The organism is Leptolyngbya sp. AS-A5 (genome assembly GCF_039962495.1).
Classification (GTDB): Bacteria; Cyanobacteriota; Cyanobacteriia; order Leptolyngbyales; family Leptolyngbyaceae; genus Leptolyngbya.
Genome location: NZ_JAMPLL010000016.1, coordinates 44066 through 60849 on the forward strand (window position 1 = coordinate 44066; position 16784 = coordinate 60849).

At 48.5% G+C, this 16784-nt stretch carries 10 protein-coding genes and 1 pseudogene; 5 read left to right on the plus strand and 6 right to left on the minus strand.

Translation table 11 applies throughout. The features are described 5' to 3' along the window. The first annotated feature begins 217 nt into the window (after positions 1 to 217). Both NC980_RS17405 and NC980_RS17410 read left to right on the plus strand, forming a co-directional pair. On the plus strand, positions 218 to 2473 hold the full coding sequence (locus NC980_RS17405; protein ID WP_199298476.1) for a glycoside hydrolase family 3 C-terminal domain-containing protein: 2256 nt from the start codon (positions 218 to 220) through the stop codon (positions 2471 to 2473). Positions 2474 to 2629: 156 nt separating this feature from the next. Further along, complete coding sequence (locus tag NC980_RS17410; RefSeq protein ID WP_199298477.1) at positions 2630 to 3619, plus strand: chlorophyllase; 990 nt, start codon at positions 2630 to 2632, stop codon at positions 3617 to 3619. Positions 3620 to 3696: 77 nt separating this feature from the next. Here NC980_RS17410 and NC980_RS17415 read toward each other — a convergent pair whose 3' ends face one another. The 3 genes and pseudogenes from NC980_RS17415 to NC980_RS17425 form a co-directional block, all read right to left on the minus strand. Next, complete coding sequence (locus NC980_RS17415) at positions 3697 to 4206, minus strand: nuclear transport factor 2 family protein (protein WP_199298478.1); 510 nt, start codon at positions 4204 to 4206, stop codon at positions 3697 to 3699. A gap of 379 nt (positions 4207 to 4585) precedes the next feature. Continuing rightward, positions 4586 to 5467: pseudogene (locus NC980_RS17420) on the minus strand (alpha/beta hydrolase); the annotation flags it as partial. Between the two features lie 134 nt (positions 5468 to 5601). After that, on the minus strand, positions 5602 to 6051 hold the full coding sequence (locus tag NC980_RS17425) for a DUF6328 family protein (RefSeq protein WP_190376457.1): 450 nt from the start codon (positions 6049 to 6051) through the stop codon (positions 5602 to 5604). Positions 6052 to 6466: 415 nt separating this feature from the next. Here NC980_RS17425 and NC980_RS17430 point away from each other — a divergent pair, with 415 nt between their 5' ends. Both NC980_RS17430 and NC980_RS17435 read left to right on the plus strand, forming a co-directional pair. Then, complete coding sequence (locus NC980_RS17430; RefSeq protein WP_190376458.1) at positions 6467 to 7282, plus strand: alpha/beta fold hydrolase; 816 nt, start codon at positions 6467 to 6469, stop codon at positions 7280 to 7282. A gap of 23 nt (positions 7283 to 7305) precedes the next feature. Then, on the plus strand, positions 7306 to 9105 hold the full coding sequence (locus tag NC980_RS17435) for an ATP-binding protein (RefSeq protein ID WP_190376459.1): 1800 nt from the start codon (positions 7306 to 7308) through the stop codon (positions 9103 to 9105). A 104-nt stretch (positions 9106 to 9209) separates the two neighbouring features. On the opposite strand, the gene NC980_RS17440 is transcribed toward NC980_RS17435, so the two are convergent. Next, on the minus strand, positions 9210 to 10796 hold the full coding sequence (locus NC980_RS17440) for an NAD(P)H-quinone oxidoreductase subunit N (RefSeq protein WP_190376460.1): 1587 nt from the start codon (positions 10794 to 10796) through the stop codon (positions 9210 to 9212). 498 nt (positions 10797 to 11294) lie between these two features. Between NC980_RS17440 and topA the strand changes: the two genes are divergently transcribed. After that, entirely contained in the window at positions 11295 to 14006 is a 2712-nt protein-coding gene (gene topA / locus NC980_RS17445; protein ID WP_190376461.1) for a type I DNA topoisomerase, read from the plus strand. A gap of 72 nt (positions 14007 to 14078) precedes the next feature. On the opposite strand, the gene NC980_RS17450 is transcribed toward topA, so the two are convergent. Both NC980_RS17450 and NC980_RS17455 read right to left on the minus strand, forming a co-directional pair. Continuing rightward, positions 14079 to 14990, minus strand: a complete 912-nt coding sequence (locus NC980_RS17450; protein WP_190376462.1) for a YihY/virulence factor BrkB family protein — start codon at positions 14988 to 14990, stop codon at positions 14079 to 14081. A 62-nt stretch (positions 14991 to 15052) separates the two neighbouring features. After that, the gene (locus NC980_RS17455; RefSeq protein WP_348253937.1) at positions 15053 to 16783 is read right to left on the minus strand and encodes a hypothetical protein; all 1731 of its coding nucleotides are present in this window, start codon (positions 16781 to 16783) and stop codon (positions 15053 to 15055) included. Between the last annotated feature and the right edge of the window lies 1 nt (position 16784).

A 16784-nucleotide genomic window follows, 5' to 3' on the forward strand; every position in this document is an offset into this window, starting at 1 on the left:
GCATTAATTTCAAACAATAACTGATTCCCTGCTAACCTTGCCCCTGGAATAAGGATATCGTCAGGTTTACAATCTTCTTCGCTCATCCCTAATAGATGTTATGAATGTTCTATGGAGCTTTTGGGTTAGTCGCTTTAAAACTTCAATATGAACAGAAAATGTCTTCAAGAAGCTTTGGCAATGTTCTGTTTTGTTTACTTTTAGAAGAATGTGTACCATGTCCCAACTTGAAACCTTGCTAGAGAGCATGACTTTGGAAGAAAAGGCGGCGTTGACTGTCGGACAGGACTTGTGGACAACAGTACCCATTGAGCGCCTCAATATTTCTCCGATCTGGCTTTCTGATGGCCCGACCGGACTACGTAAATCGCCTAGTTCAACAGAAGTGGGAATCGGTAGTAGCTTACCAGCAACAGCCTTTCCTACTGAGTCCGCGATCGCATCCTCATGGAATCCTGCCCTAGCTTATGAGGTTGGCAAGGCGATTGCGATCGAAGCCCAAACGCACGATGTCCAAGTGTTACTGGGGCCGGGTGCCAACCTCAAGCGCTCTCCATTGGGCGGACGCAACTTCGAGTATTTTTCCGAAGATCCCGTTCTCAGTGGTTTGATGGCAGCAGCAACAATCAATGGAGTACAAGAGCAAGGAATCGGCACTTCGCTCAAGCACTTTGTAGCAAACGAGCAAGAAACGGGGCGTATGTACTCCAACAGTCTGGTTGATGAACGGACGTTACGCGAGGTTTATCTCACCCCCTTTGAGATCGCAATTACTCATGCGAATCCTTGGTCGCTGATGGCAGCCTACAATCAGGTCAACGGTACCTACGCCTCCGAGAACTCGTACCTCTTGCAGGACATTCTCAGGAAGGAGTGGGGCTACAAAGGAATCGTGATATCGGATTGGTGTGCAGTCAACGACCGGGTTGCGAGTATCAAAGCGGGGCTTCATCTCCAGATGCCCGGTGGAGGTTCAAGCGTGGGCGCGATCGTTGCGGCAGTGAAGTCAAGTCAGCTGCCTGAAGAACAGCTCAACGAGATTGTAAGCGAGCTACTAGAAGCTATCCTTAAGGTGAATACTGCTCGTAAGTCCGCCATGACTTTTGATTCTGAGGAACACCATGCGCTTGCCCGCCGAGCCGCTGGAGAGAGTATTGTCCTGCTCAAGAACGATCGTAATTTATTGCCGCTTGCAGGTGAGGTACTGTCTTCAGTTGCGCTAATCGGACGCTTTGCAAAGTCGCCCCGATATCAGGGATCAGGCAGTTCGCAAGTCGTACCCACTAAAGTAGAGAACGCCCACGACGAGTTAATTCGTCTGATAGGAAGCCGAGAGGCGATCGCTTACGCTGATGGCTACACTGAAGACCAGCAATCCGACTCTGTGCTCTTGAGGGAAGCACAAGCTGTTGCTAAAGCAGCGAAAGTTGCTGTTGTCTTCGTCGGACTACCACCGTCCTTCGAGAGTGAAGGATACGATCGCGAACACATTGATTTACCCCAGGCGCACAATGAGTTAATTGAGGCAGTGTGCGATGTTCAACCGAATGTTGCGATCGTGCTGACGAACGGTGCAGCAGTCACCATGCCGTGGGTGTCGCGGGTATCTGCAATTATCGAAGGGTGGTTGGGCGGTCAGGCGGGTGGCGCAGCCGTGGCGGATGTTTTGTTAGGACGGGTTAACCCTTCAGGTAAGCTGTCGGAAACATTCCCGATCAAGCTTGCTGATACTCCCTCGTATCTCAGTTTTCCGGGTCAGGGACGGCAAGCTATCTATACAGAAGGACTGTTCATTGGTTATCGATGGTACGATGCTCGCGATATCGAGCCGTTGTTTCCCTTCGGTCACGGTTTGTCGTACACCACATTCAGCTACTCGGAGCTAGAGGTAAACCAGCCGACCTTTAAGGATACCGATACGCTTACCGTATCTCTCAAGGTAAAGAACACAGGTTTGCGGGCGGGTCAGGAGGTTTTGCAACTCTATGTGCATCCGAAACAGCCGCGCTTATGTCGTCCGTACAAGGAACTCAAAGCATTTGAGAAGGTGTTACTTCAACCGGGAGAAGAAAAGAAAGTTGAGTTGCAGTTAAGTCCGCGTGCCTTTGCTTACTACGATCCTGACGTTAAAGCGTGGGTGACAGATAGTGGAGAATTCGACATCCTGATTGGCGCATCCTCGCGTGACATCCGCCTCCAGATAACCGTGGCTCTCACATCCACTCGATCGCGACCCCACCAATATGACCGTCTCACTTCCCTTGGGGAATGGATGAGCACTCCGGCGATAAGACAGATGCTGCAACCGATTCACAATCGATTGTTCGTCCGGGCAAAGATGTCGGAGGATGCAGCCGCCGCTGATTCAATGAGGCGCTTCTACGAAGATATGCCAATTGCCAAGCTGGTAGTTATGGGTCTGCTAACTGAGCAACAACTACAACAGATGCTCGAAGAGGTTAACCAGGGGTAAGCAGTGGGAGTGACCTTCTTCAGTCACGATCGGTTAAGCTAACACTTCCGAGAGGTTGTATCTATGCCAGATGCTGCTTAGATGAGCATCAGTGGAATTTATTGAGGAATTTTATCAAACTAGAGAAACACCTGGTCTTACTTAGGAGCAAAAGTTATGAGAGAGTCTATTTGCGCTGCTTTGACTTGTGCCTGTCTGCTCACAAATATGCCGTTTAATCCAAAGCAAGCCTCTGCTGTACCCTTTCCCAAAGCTGTTGCGCCTGATCCGGTTCCTCTGTTTCAACAAGTAGAGCGCAGCACTATCACGATCGCTCTCCAAGCTTCTAAACAAACCCCAGATCCAGCAGATATTTACGTTCCTAGTACCCCTGCAACCCCTAAGAAATTTCCAATCGTGTTACTCCTGCAAGGCGCATTAGTTGATAAATCAGCGTACTCAACCTTCGCCACTGAAGTTGCCCGCTATGGATTCATTGTTGTGGTTCCCAATCATACGCGATCGCTGACGGCTCCAAATGGACAAACGATAAGCGGACTAGCATCTGAACAACAGCAAGTTAACGATGTGCTGAAACAAATGATTGCCGAAAATGCCAATCCTAAATCCCGCCTTGCTAACCGAGTAGACATCACTAGGCTAGGACTATTAGGACATTCGTTTGGGGGGTATGTTGGACTAGGCGCAATCCAAAATCGGTGCTTTCCAGGCGTTTGCACGGGTAGCTTTACTCGACCACCAGCGCTAAAAGCAGGAATCTTTTACGGCACCAATTTCCGAACGCCCCCGATCACAGGCACCTTTCCAATGATCGCGAACCAAAACATTCCGACAGCTTTAATTGCTGGCAGTCTAGATGGTGTGTCTACCCTAGACGAAACCCAAAAAACTTACCGGCAAATTCAAACTCTGCCGAAAGCCCTGATTGTAGTTAAGGGAGCGAATCACTATGGCATTACCAATGAAGATAATCCCCGTGATCCAAGCCGACCCACCCTAACTCAAACTCAGTCGAACACGACGATCGCTCGATGGAGTGCTTGGTTTTTACGCGCACACTTGCTGAATGATCCAGTTGCTTTCGATCGCGTCTACAAACAGGGAAATACTTACGATAGTAATGTTAGTGTAACCAGTGCCAAATAGATGTAATGAAGCAATCAACGCATAGCGATCGCATCAGACGACGCTATGCGTTGAACACTAACAATCCAAATTCAGTCTTATGCTTTTGCACCCTGTGGCAGAAAAGCAGCAGAATCATAGTACGTCCGAAAATGCTGCACTTGTCCGGCTTGAGTTTCGAGGATGCTCACACCTCGATAGCGAATCGGTTCACCAGAAGATAATGTGCCTTCAGAAGTCCACTCTAGCGCGATCGTCCCACTGCCTTCGCTGGTATGCGTAAAGTGAGAGCGGATTTGCTCGAACACGGATAGATAGTTCTGCCAAAACTGCCGAATTGCTTCTTTTCCCCGAATTGGTTCGTGCATTGCCAGATTGCTTAAGTCTGCATTCTCGGCAAACAATTCTACTAAGGAAGCGACTGTTTTCGTCGCTTCTGCCTGCTGTAAGCTTTGCATAAAGCGAGTTGCTAAACTCTCGCTGCTTTTGGCGTGGAATGAAGCATGAGCAGCTTGAGGATTGACTTTTAAGCGAGCATCCGTAAGATCTGCATCAAAGAAATCATCCTGTTGGGCTTGGTCGCGATAGATTCGTTCACTCGATTGCATGATTAAAGTTCTCCTTCAAAATCTTTGTAGGTTAGGGTGTTGGCAACTCATTGTGCAGCGATCGACCTGCTTGGGTGAGCATCTGTCCCAACTGATCAACTTTTGCAGCCCCTTGATCCTGAGCAACAGTTGCACAGGTTGCTTGACCTAATTCTTCAAGCAGTGCCGCGATCGTGGTTGTGCGTGATTCTAGAATGGCTTGCTTCAGTTCACTCAGCTTTCCAAATATAGGAGTATCTTGAAGCTGCATTTCCCAGCGCTCAATCAACGCAATGGCAACCGCAGGATCAGCCGCACTGAGATCTTGTTGGAGCAGATGAAGGGTTGAATCTAAATCAGTGGTTTCGATGTGATGAGTCATTTGCTGTTCTCCTGATGAATTGAGCAGTGTTAGATACTTCCGAATTAGTCCGATCGCAACCGCCGGCAGTTCAAGATGCGGCGTGAGCCGACCTTCTTCAAGCGTCTCAGAACTACGGATTGCAGTCGGATTGAGCTGAGCAAATCGCTCCCCCAACTCTGGATTGGTATATTCGGTCTTCTGTCCCCAAAGTAAAGCAGTTGGTGTGGTGAGCTTGGAAATGTATTGCGCTAAATCAAAGCTTAAGTCGCCGCGCACAAAGGCAAGGGCTGCATATTCTGCGTTCGGCTGTTGTGCAGATTGCAAGTAAGCTTGAACAATTTCGGGATAGACGCGATCGCGGTTCGCAAATTGCCGTTGCTCTAAAAATCCCCGAATTCCTGCTTCAGTTGCCACTCCAGCGCTGTAGAAGAAACGATCAAGAATCGGAATTTTGATGATTTGAGCAAACAGATTCTCACTATAGTTATGTCCAAAGTCATTCAATCCCGCCGCAGTTACAAGAATCAGCGACTTAAATAATTTGGGATGTTCCACTGCGGCTCGAACCGTAAAGGCTGCGGTCAGTCCTGACGCAATCACTGTAGTTGGAGCATCGCACGTTTGCTTGATAAATTCGACGATCGTTTGTACATAGTCCTCAACGCGATAGTTGCGAGCGGGATGCGCCGATCGCCCCCACCCGATCAAATCTGGTGCTAAAACTCGATAGTCAGCAACAAACGCTGGATAGACCTTTGACCATTCATAAGCCGAGGAACCTCCGCCTAGTGCATGGAGAAATACCAATGGTTCTGAAGCAGAGTTTTGGCTCCAAAGCTTTTCTTCGGCAGTGTAGTACACGATCTGACCAAGCGAAGTCTTGAGCGATCGTGTTCCAAATCCAGGTGGTATAAACATAAAAATGAACCCCGACTTGATTTGGTGCAAGCTCAATGGTGCAATTCCTGTCTTAGTACAGAATCAGTCTCAGGGTTAAATTAGTTGTAATTTGCTTGAATTTTCGTGCGATATAAAAGCTCCTATGTTTTTGACTAATGTGACTTCTTCACTTTATGAGTGAGAGGCATCAGCCACCAAATTATGCCAATTAAAAATCCGATGGTGGCAGTGGCAACAGTTGACCAAGGTTGTCCAACTACTTCATTCATCACCAATTGCGTCGTTGAAATCAGCGAGATCGAGAGCGCGATCGTCCCTACGACAATGATCCGACTCGACAGTCGCTTAAATCGCCCCCGATGCCTCAGAGGTCGTCGAATTCGATGCTGCGCGGCTGGTGCGCTGAAGCAAACTAGACTCGCGATCGCGCCAATAAACGCAACAATATAGACCCACTTCTCAAACGATGCAATCTTAGAAAATCCCTCACTAAACGGAAGTAAGATGAGGAATCCAGTCAATATCTGACTTCCCTGTTGCAAGACTCGCAATTCCTGCAACATCTCGTTCAAGCTTTGCTCGTCATGCTCACCAGGATTCATTGGAGTTAATGAATCTTGGGCAATAAGCGGTGTAGTCTGTTGTGTACGGAGTCTGTCCTCTTGCTTGCAAGCTGCGAACCTAAAATTCGAGTTCACAGGGTAAAGTGTACATTAAGAATAGATTAAAGAAATGATTTGGCGTGTCTTGCGGTAGATAGACTTCACGAATTCAAACCGCTCCCTGTGTTAACCATTCGAGGCTAACTATTCAAATGCTCACCTCAAATGCTCCATAGAGAATAATTGCTATGGATTTTTAATTCCTGTCTAACTAGTGTCGTTTCTTACTCAATACCCTCCGTTAGAGCGGCGATGATATGGTCAATATTTTCCGTTTAGTTAAGCTTTAAATCGTTTTTTATACACAAAGCCTGAGATGAGTACGATAAGGTGACAAAGTGTTAGGACGATTCATGTGGCTTCAACAATTCTTACGCGCAATCATGTAACGATACATGGGCAGGGTGACCAGCCAATGCTGTTTGCTCATGGGTTTGGGTGTGATCAGAATATGTGGCGATTTGTAACACCAGACCTTGAGAACGCTCATAAGCTAGTCTTATTCGATTATGTCGGCTCTGGAAAATCTGATTTGAATGCTTACAACATTGAGCGCTACAGCAACCTCAATGGCTATGTTGAAGATGTGCTTGAAATCTGTGAGGCACTAAATCTAACTGATGTGATTTTCGTCGGGCATTCGGTGAGCAGCATCATTGGTATATTGGCATCGATTCAAGCGCCTCAATACTTCAGCCGCCTGATTCTTGTTTGCCCCTCTCCTTGCTACATCAATGACTTGCCCGATTACTTGGGAGGATTCGATCGATCAGATATCGAGGGACTCCTAGACCTAATGGAGAAAAATTACATCGGCTGGGCTAATTTTCTGGCTCCAATGATCATGCAAAATAAGGAGCGCCCTGAGCTTATTAATGAGCTTGAAACCAGTTTTTGTTCAACCGATCCCGTGATTGCTCACCGTTTTGCTGAAGTCACCTTCTTTTCTGATAATCGCCGCGATTTGCTGAAAGTGAGCATTCCATCCCTCATCCTACAGTGTTCAGAAGACGCGATCGCGCCGATTGAGGTTGGTCAGTATGTGCACCGCTATTTGCATAGAAGTGAACTCCGAATCATGCAAGCGACAGGGCATTGCCCGCATATGAGCCACCCGCAGGAAAGCCTTGATCTGATTAAAGACTATCTAGCAACAACCTATGTAATCTAACTAACTATCTAACTATGCGATCTATGCAATCTGATTGTGTGACATTAGGAGCCAGTTACCCCTTGGATGGAGCGCTGAATATTGCACCCTGTGGCTTTCTCACGTTCACCGAAGATAGTAGAATTGTGGCAGTTAATGCGACGCTGCTGCACTTACTCGGCTATGAGCTAGACGAACTACGAGGACAGCAGATAGAAGTCATTTTGCCGATCGCTAGTCGCATTTTCTATCAAACCCATTTCTTCCCGCTGCTCAAGCTGCACGGCAAGGTAGAGGAAGTCTACATCTCCATGAAGTCTAAACAGGGAGATGCGCTTCCTATCTTGATCAATGCAGTGCGTCGGGAACATGCGGATATGACTGTAAATGATTGTGTTTGCGTCCTGATGCACCAGCGAAATCGATACGAGGATGAACTGCTCCAGGCAAAAAAAGATGCAGAAGTAGCAATCTGTGCTCAAAAGCAGACAAATGCTTTGTTGCAGCAATCTCAAATCGAATTGGAGCGAAAACAAACCGAATTATTGGAACTCAATGCAAAGCTTGAGGAGTTGGTTCAGCAACGAACGGCTCAACTTCAGCAAGCCTTAGAGTTTGAAGCGCTTCTAAAACGCATTACCGATAAAGTGCGGGATAGTTTAGATGAACAAGAGATTCTACGATCGGCAGTGCGAGAACTAGCACAAGGGTTAGGAACGCTTTGCTGTGACACGGGCATTTACAGCGCAGATCAGACAACCTCAACCATTGTTTACGAGGTCAGTCACGTCCTTGCACCCGCTCAAGAACCAACCATGTCACTCTCAAACAGTCCTCATGCTGGAGTTTTCCAACGTCTGCTACAGGGACAAGTGAGCCAGTTTTGCGATATTACGTCTGATTCAGTGCGACCCGATCAGCGGTTTCTGGTTGTGCTTGCCTGTCCCTTGATGGATGACCAAGGAGTATTAGGTGATCTTTGGCTGTTTAAGCCTTGTGAAGCAGAGTTTAACGAGCAAGAAGTCCGATTAGTTCAACAAGTTGCCAATCAATGCGCGATCGCGCTACGCCAGTCACGCCTCTATCGGGCGGTTCAGGTACAGGTAGAAGAACTCGCTCGGCTGAACCGCCTGAAGGATGATTTTCTCAGTACGGTCTCTCATGAACTGCGAACACCAATTTCTAGCATGAAGATGGCGATTCAAATGCTCGATATCCGTTTGCGCCCGTTGGGCTTGCTGAACTCACAAACGAATTCGATTAGCCGCTACTTTCAAATTCTACAGACGGAATGTGAACGAGAGATTAGTCTGATCAATGACCTACTAGATTTGACTCGAATTGATTCTGGCGCAGAACCCTTGAACCTCACGTCGATTCAGTTCAAATCTTGGGTTAATCAGGTTGCTGTCCCCTTTCTTCAACACACCGCCGATCAAGAGCAACACCTAAAGCTCTCAATTCCCGATGATCTGCCCCTCTTCACAACAGATCCGGTGTGTCTAGAACGAATCCTGACCGAGTTACTGCACAATGCCTTCAAATATACGCCCCCCAGCGAGACCATTACGATCGCAGCCCGCTTAGAAACAGACAATCTCAATACTGCTTTCCTGCTTGAAGTGAGCAATTCAGGGATCGAAATTCCTGCAATAGAGCACGATCGCATCTTCGATAAGTTCTATCGGATTCCCAAACATGATCCGTGGAAGCATGGCGGCACAGGATTGGGTCTATCCTTAGTCAAGAAATTAGTCGCTCGACTGGGTGGAATCATCTGGGTTGAGAGCGGCGATCGTCTTACGAAATTCATCCTGCAATTCCCACTGAATCAGCAAGCCTGAATCTGGGGCGCGTCTCAAGGATCGAGAGATTTGGCATAAAATCTACTTTGCAGCAAAAAAGCCGACTGACTTCAATCAGCCGGCTTTCTAAATTTCGCCTAAGCCTAGCCGCGAATTTTAGCTTGAGGTAGTTCAGCCGTCTCTTGACGGGGCTGTGCCGCGATCGGTTGGCTCTTCACTTCTGCTTGCTGCAAGAGCGGTGATTTTACTACCGAATCATTTGCCAGCGTAAACAGAGGATTCGAGAGAATCCCAGCGATCGAAGTCGCAATCAGGGTCAGAATCAAACCGATTTGCAGCGGACGCAGCCCAGGCAGATTCCAGACGATCGGCGGATAGTTTTTGACCACTTCCGACATTTCCTGCGGCTCTTTCACGACCATCATCTTCACCACTCGGATGTAGTAGTAAATTGAGATCACGCTCGTCACCAAGCCCAAAATCACCAGCGTATAAGCTCCCGCTTGCCAACCTGCCCAGAATAAATACAGCTTCCCGAAGAAGCCTGCCAAGGGAGGAATGCCACCGAGCGAAAGCAGACACACGCTCAACGCCAAAGTCAGCAGCGGGTCTTTCTGATACAAGCCCGAATATTCGCTGATTTGGTCGGTTCCAGTCCGTAGCGTGAACAGGATGATGCAGGTGAACGCACCCAAGTTCATAAACAGATAAATCATCAGATAGAACAGCATACTGGCATAACCAGCATCTGAGCCGATGACTAACCCGATCATCACAAAGCCTGCTTGACCGATCGACGAATACGCCAGCAGTCGCTTCATGCTGGTTTGCGCCAGAGCGACCACGTTTCCAAGCACCATGCTCAAAATCGCTAGCGTCGTCATCACCAAATGCCACTGATCCGTGACTTGGGGGAACGCCGTCACCAGCAAGCGAATCGCCAAACCGAATCCAGCTGCTTTTGATCCGACTGACAGGAACGCAACCACCGGAGTTGGCGAACCCTCATACACATCTGGTGTCCACTGGTGGAATGGAACGGCTGCAATTTTGAAGGCAATGCCCGCAATAGCAAACACCAGCGCAATTACCAGCCCGATCGACTGGTCTAATCCTGCAACTGAGATTTTTTGGGCGATCGCCAAGAGTTGAGTTTCACCACCCGACAGCCCGTACAGCAGGGATGCCCCGTAGAGAAAAATCGCCGAACTCGATGCGCCGATCAAGAGATATTTCAGCGCGGCTTCGTTCGATCGCGGATCGCGTTTGGTGTAGCCCGTCAATAAATAAGACGAGATACTGAGCGTTTCTAGCGAGACATACACCGAAACCAATTCATCCGAGCCACAGAGGAACATTCCGCCTAGCGTAGCCGTAAGCAGAATCGTGAGGAATTCAGCCAGTGCGGTTCCCGACTGCTCGACATAGCGCACTGACATCAGAATCGTGACGGCTGCCGAGAGCGCAACGATCCCCCGAAGCACGATGCTCAAGTCATCGCTATTAAATTCACCCAGAAACCCGATCGGGGTGGGGCTATCCCAAAGCGTGAACAATGACCCTACCGCCGTCAGCAGCCCGCCGATCGCAAAATAGGGTGTCCATTTTGAGGAATTTTGTCGCCCTACAATTAAGTCGCCCACAATGACGACCATGATGGTAGTGATCACGATCACTTCTGGAAGGATCGTCCCAGCATTGAGCTGAGCCACGAGAGAAGCAAAATCCATAGCACGAAGTCCGTAGGAGCAGGAATTAACAAAAATTTATGCTAGGCGCACTTTCATTTGAGTCAAGCGAATACTTCGCCTTCTAGGGATTCTATCGTGCAACGGCTGCCTCGTTCTCGTTGAATCTCGCTTCTCTGGTGCATCTTGTAATTGGGATCGTTATGATGCACCTATCAAGTGTGATCTATATTGATCAAGCAACTGCCCTCAGAATGAATTTCTGCCAAAAGATAGACGATTGATCGTCGATCGTCTACAGTCATAGACTTAGGTGTTTGTGACAGTTATTTCGACTGGTCTATTTCTTCTGGATTTGATCATTTTTGGGTGAATCAAATTGAGCAGTTGGGTATGGTTATAAGTTAGAAGCGAGTGGCATCACGGCTGCTATACGCCTCAAGCGTGGTTTTCCGTACCCCACGATCGATCAAAGTGAGTGATATTGGTATCAATACGCCCTGATTCTTGTTGAACAGCGATTTCTAGTTAGACAGACTCATGCCAACTCTTGTCATTGTCGAATCTCCGACGAAAGCCCGCACCATTCGCAACTACTTGCCTCGCGGCTACCGCGTTGAGGCATCGATGGGACATGTGCGCGATCTCCCTCAATCCACGAGCGATGTCCCCGATTCGATTACCGATAAACGGGTGCGGGAACTTGGTGTCAATATTGAGGCAGGCTTTGAGCCAATTTATCTTATTCCAAAGGATAAATCGAAAGTCGTCAAGACCTTAAAAGATGCGCTGAAAGAGGCGGATGAATTGGTGCTGGCGACTGACGAAGATCGCGAGGGTGAAAGTATTAGCTGGCATTTGCTTCAGCTTCTCAAGCCGAAAGTGCCCGTCAAGCGCATGGTCTTTCACGAAATCACCGAAGACGCAATCAAGAGCGCGATCGATAACTGCCGCGATATTGATGTGAGATTAGTCCGCGCTCAGGAAACGCGCCGGATTCTCGATCGCTTGGTCGGCTACACGCTGTCGCCGCTGCTCTGGAAGAAGATTGCCTATGGCCTATCAGCCGGTCGGGTGCAGTCGGTCGCGGTGCGGTTGCTAGTGAATCGGGAGCGTCAACGTCGCGCCTTCCGCAAAGGGACGTATTGGGATTTAAAAGCGCTGCTGGCGGTGGATGCCGCTCCAAAACAAGAATTTGAAGCGAAGCTCGTTACATTAGCGGGACGCAAAATTGCGACGGGTGCGGATTTCGATGAATCGACCGGACAAATTGTCGCAGGTCGAAACGTCGTATTGTTGAGCGAAGAAGAAGCAAGAGCCTTACAAGCCCGATTAGACGGCAAGGTTTGGACGGTTTCGGATTTAGAAGAACGTCCCGTCACGCGGAAACCTTCGCCTCCGTTTACGACTTCGACGCTGCAACAAGAAGCGAACCGTAAATTAGGCTTATCGGCGCGGGATACGATGCGGACGGCGCAGAGCCTGTACGAGCAAGGCTACATTACTTATATGCGAACGGACTCGGTGCATTTATCGCAGCAAGCGATCGCAGCCGCCCGCAGTTGTGTTGAAGCAATGTACGGAACCGATTACCTCAGTCCCCAACCGCGCCAATACACCACTAAGAGCAAAGGCGCGCAGGAGGCACACGAAGCGATCCGTCCTGCGGGAAGTACCTTCCGCACTCCGAGAGAAAGTGGGCTAAGGGATCGCGAATTAAAACTGTACGACTTGATTTGGAAGCGAACCGTTGCGACTCAGATGGCAGAAGCACGCCAAACTCAAGTAACGGCACAGATTCAGGTCGAAGATGCCGGATTTAGAGCGAGCGGTAAGCGGATTGATTTTCCAGGATTCTTCCGGGCGTATGTGGAGGGATCAGACGATCCGAATGCTGCGATCGAGAACCAAGAAATCATCCTGCCGCCGATGCGGGCTGGCGACCATCCCAAGTGCAATCAGTTAGAAGCGATCGGGCATGAAACCCAACCGCCCGCCCGTTTTACCGAAGCTTCTTTAGTCAAAACGCTAGAAAGTGAAGGGATTGGACGACCTTCGACCTACGCCAGCATTATTGGTACGATTACCGACGAGCGCAAAGGATACGCTCAACTGGTCGGCAATACTCTCGTTCCAACCTTTACAGCGTTTGCGGTCGTAGATCTGCTCGAAAAGCATTTCCCGGACATTGTAGATCTGCGGTTTACGTCCAAAATGGAGCAAGCCTTAGATGACATTGCTTCGGGCGAAGTCGATTGGCTGCCGTACTTGAAGCAGTTTTATCTTGGGGATCACGGGCTTGAAACTCAGGTCAAAGAGCGCGACAGTAATATTGATCCCAAAGAAGCCCGAACGATTCATCTTGACGATCTAGAAACAAAAATTCGGATTAGCCGCACCGGAGCCTACATCGAATCCGAGAACGGAAACATCAATTTGCCGAAAGATATGCCACCTGCGGATCTCAACCCCGAACAGGTCGAGGTCTTGCTAAAAGGACCGAAAGTGCTAGGGTATCATCCCGAATCTGGAGAGCCAATTTACGTCAAGCTTGGGCCTTATGGTCATTACATTCAGCTTGGCGACAAAACCGACGAGAATCCGAAACCTAAGAACGTTTCGATCCCGCCAAAAGTGAAGCCCGAAGACGTAACCTTAGAGATGGCAGTCGGATTGCTGTCTTTGCCGAGAACGTTAGGGGTTCACCCAGAAACGGAACGGAAAATTCAAGCCGCGATCGGTCGTTTTGGTCCCTACATCGTGCATGATTTGGGCAAAGACGAAGAAGGTAAACCGAAAAAAGATTATCGATCGCTCAAAGCCGGCGATGATGTAACGACGATTACGCTCGATCGAGCTTTACAACTGTTTGCAGAACCAAAAGCCGTTCGCGGCAAACGTGGTACTGCTACCCCAATTCGAGAGCTAGGCGCACACCCCGACGATGGAGAACCCGTCAACATCTATAACGGCCCGTATGGCGCTTATCTCAAACACGGCAAGGTGAACGCTTCACTGCCTGAAGGTCAGACGGTTGAGGAGATCACGATGGATGTAGCGGTTCAAGCGTTAGCGGCAAAAGCTGGAACGAAGAAAACTACCAAGTCGAAGAAGACCACGACCGCGAAAACCACTGCGAAAAAAACGACGGCTAAGAGTTCAACGAAAACCGCGGCAAAGCGATCGACGACGAAAGCGGCAGCGGCGAAAAAATCGACAGGCACAAGCAAGCGCGTCAAGGCAAATGACTAATCCATAGCTGGAGAAGCTAATGCGTTTGATCGGGCAATTAACAGAGGAAATCTTAGCCTTGCCCAATGTTTGTTATGGGCGCTCGTACTCTGATTTTTTCTGCATAGCTTCTCCAACCACAGAATTGACTAAACCGCCCAACAACATCACAAACGCGCTGAGGTAAAGCCACAACAGCAAAACAATCACAGCCCCGATCGCGCCATACACCTGGCTGAAATTCCCAACTTGAGCCACATAAAACCGCAGCAATCCAGATAGCATTGCCCAGAGTAACGCGGCTAGAATTGCTCCTGGCAGAATTGGTGTTCCATGCCGCCACTGACTCGTACCAAACCGATAGATAAAGCTCAGGGCTAACGCCAGAATCACTAATGCGATCGGTAAACTCAAATGATGCCAGAGGTGAAACACAGTATGGGCAAACCCTCCACTGTTAAAGGCGACAATCTGAACTGCAACATCGCTAATCACGACAATCAGCAGCGCCGCTACAAGTAGCAAACCCGTTCCCAGTGCTAAAGCGAGGGCGACCAATTTTGCCTGCCAAAACGGTCGAACTCGTTTACGCGGAATCCGATAGATTTGATCTAAGGCTGCCATTGTTGAGCCTGTGACACTCGAAGACACCCAGATCGCGGCTAAGAAACTGAGCGAAAATAACTGCTGATTGCTTCTTGCTTGTAGATATTCCAGTGATCCCCGAATTAAGACGACTGCTTGTTCGGGGATGACTTGATTCAGTTGGTTGGTGAGGGTGCGGAAATTGGCTTCGGAAAGCTCGAACAGCCCGATCGCGCTCAAGACAGCGAGTGCTGCTGGAAACAGTGCAAAAATTGCATTGTAGGCAATTTCAGCCGAGAGTCCGGGTAAGCGATGTTGGGCAGCCCGCCGAATGATAACTGCCACCGTTTTGAAGTTGAGGTACTTGAGGAATCGAAAAAAGCGGGTAATCAGAGCTAAACCGGACAGGCGTTTCAGCATTGTGAATCGGTGATTCTGGCGTAATTCTAGCAGTTTAGCCAATGCAACCGGAAAGGGCTGTATCAGGGGCGTGAAAAATGAGTGATACAGGCTGTATCTAAAAGCGTGAATTCCGGTGTGGTGAAGACTGAGCAGCGTGTGAGTTGACTGAGTGCGGGCGTTTTTCCCTGCTGTAAATTGGTAAGCGCGATCGAATATGCCGGTTGAAAGCTTTCAAGCCAGTCTGCGCGGGTTAGATACTCTGGTGTAAACGCGGATTGCTCGATTAACCAGAATTTGATGTTGTACCGCTCGATCGCTTGTTTTGCCAATGTTAAATCCGAACTATATTGCGCCTGCAACACATCAATAATACGCTGGCGAATCTGACGGTAATAACCCAGATGAAACGGAAGTGAATGTTCTCTGCTAAATAAAACAGAGCGTTGAGCAAAGGTTGAAATATTGTTCGCTTCGTCGGAAAGCGTTGCGATTAAGGTATCTTTGGGCTGAGTTTGCAGAAATTGATAGAGCGGTGCATTTCCGACCCGGAAGTTTGTGCTGGGAAAGCCTCGCGAGAACTGAGGATAGAACACCAGCACAATGCCGATCGCACTGATCAAACTGAGTCTTGCACCCAGTGCGATCCATCGTTGCCGAATAGCTAAACTTTCACAGGCTCGAAGGGTGGTATCGGCTAGAACAGTAAGCGTGATTCCTGCTGCGATCGCCAATACAATTCGGAAACTGTGTGCTGTATATCTGGTGGGAAAAAATAGCCTGAGCAACAAGAGGTGAGCCGCGCCATATAGCCCTAATGAGACCCAAATGATCTGCGGTAAAACTGCGATTTTGCGATTGATTTGCTGTACCAGTGGAAATCTTGACGGATATCGCATCAAAATCGGCAGCAATAATCCAAACCAGATTAACGGAGGCATTAGAGGTGGAATGATTCCGCTATGTTCGCCAAATAGCCAGAAGACCCAAGGATTCAGATTGAAGAAGGGATGTCTTCCCCCTGGATATAGTTCTGGCATCGTTAGGGCTTGCGATCGCGTGATCACAGGCGCAAATTCCGCAGAAGAAATGGCATAGGGTACAAGTGCGATCGCGCTAAATCCAATACAAACTCCAACGAATTTAAGTTGGTCAAGACGAAGTTTTCTAGATTCCCAATTCCATAGCCTTAGACATAAAAACGCGATCGTAATCAATACTAAAGGTGGATAAATTAATGCTTGTAAAACTAATGTGATCAGAATACCAACTCGTTGATTACGAATGAGAGAATATAGAAACGCTAAGAATAAGGGTGTGATAAATGATCTAGGAGTTGCAGAATTCAAATCATCTCGAAACCATAGACTCTGATTCAGGATTAGTGTGGCGATAAATCCGGTAACAGCAAATGGAAACAATCGTAAGCAGAGGGCAAAGCTGTACAGGGTTGCGATTAATCCAAGCGCGATCGGAAGCACTTTACTCAACCAAAGCGGCTGCACTCCAAACATCGCCATCACCTGATAAATAGCAGCATATCCAGGTGGGGTAATTGACTTGAAATACTGAGCAATCAGATCATTGGGCAGCAGAGTGGGATCAATAAATCGCTGCATCCAGAACACATATTCTCTTGCATCATCTTGCACCACAAAATCGGCTCGAAACGCTTTCTGTAGCGCGAGAATGCCGTAATAAAGAGCAAAAACGAGACTCAGACCGAGCCAGAGGGCAGCCGCACGCAAGTTCTTCGTAGGATTGTTCTCTGGCTCGCTCGAAGTCATCAGAAATTGATGTGCCCTGGTGAGCATT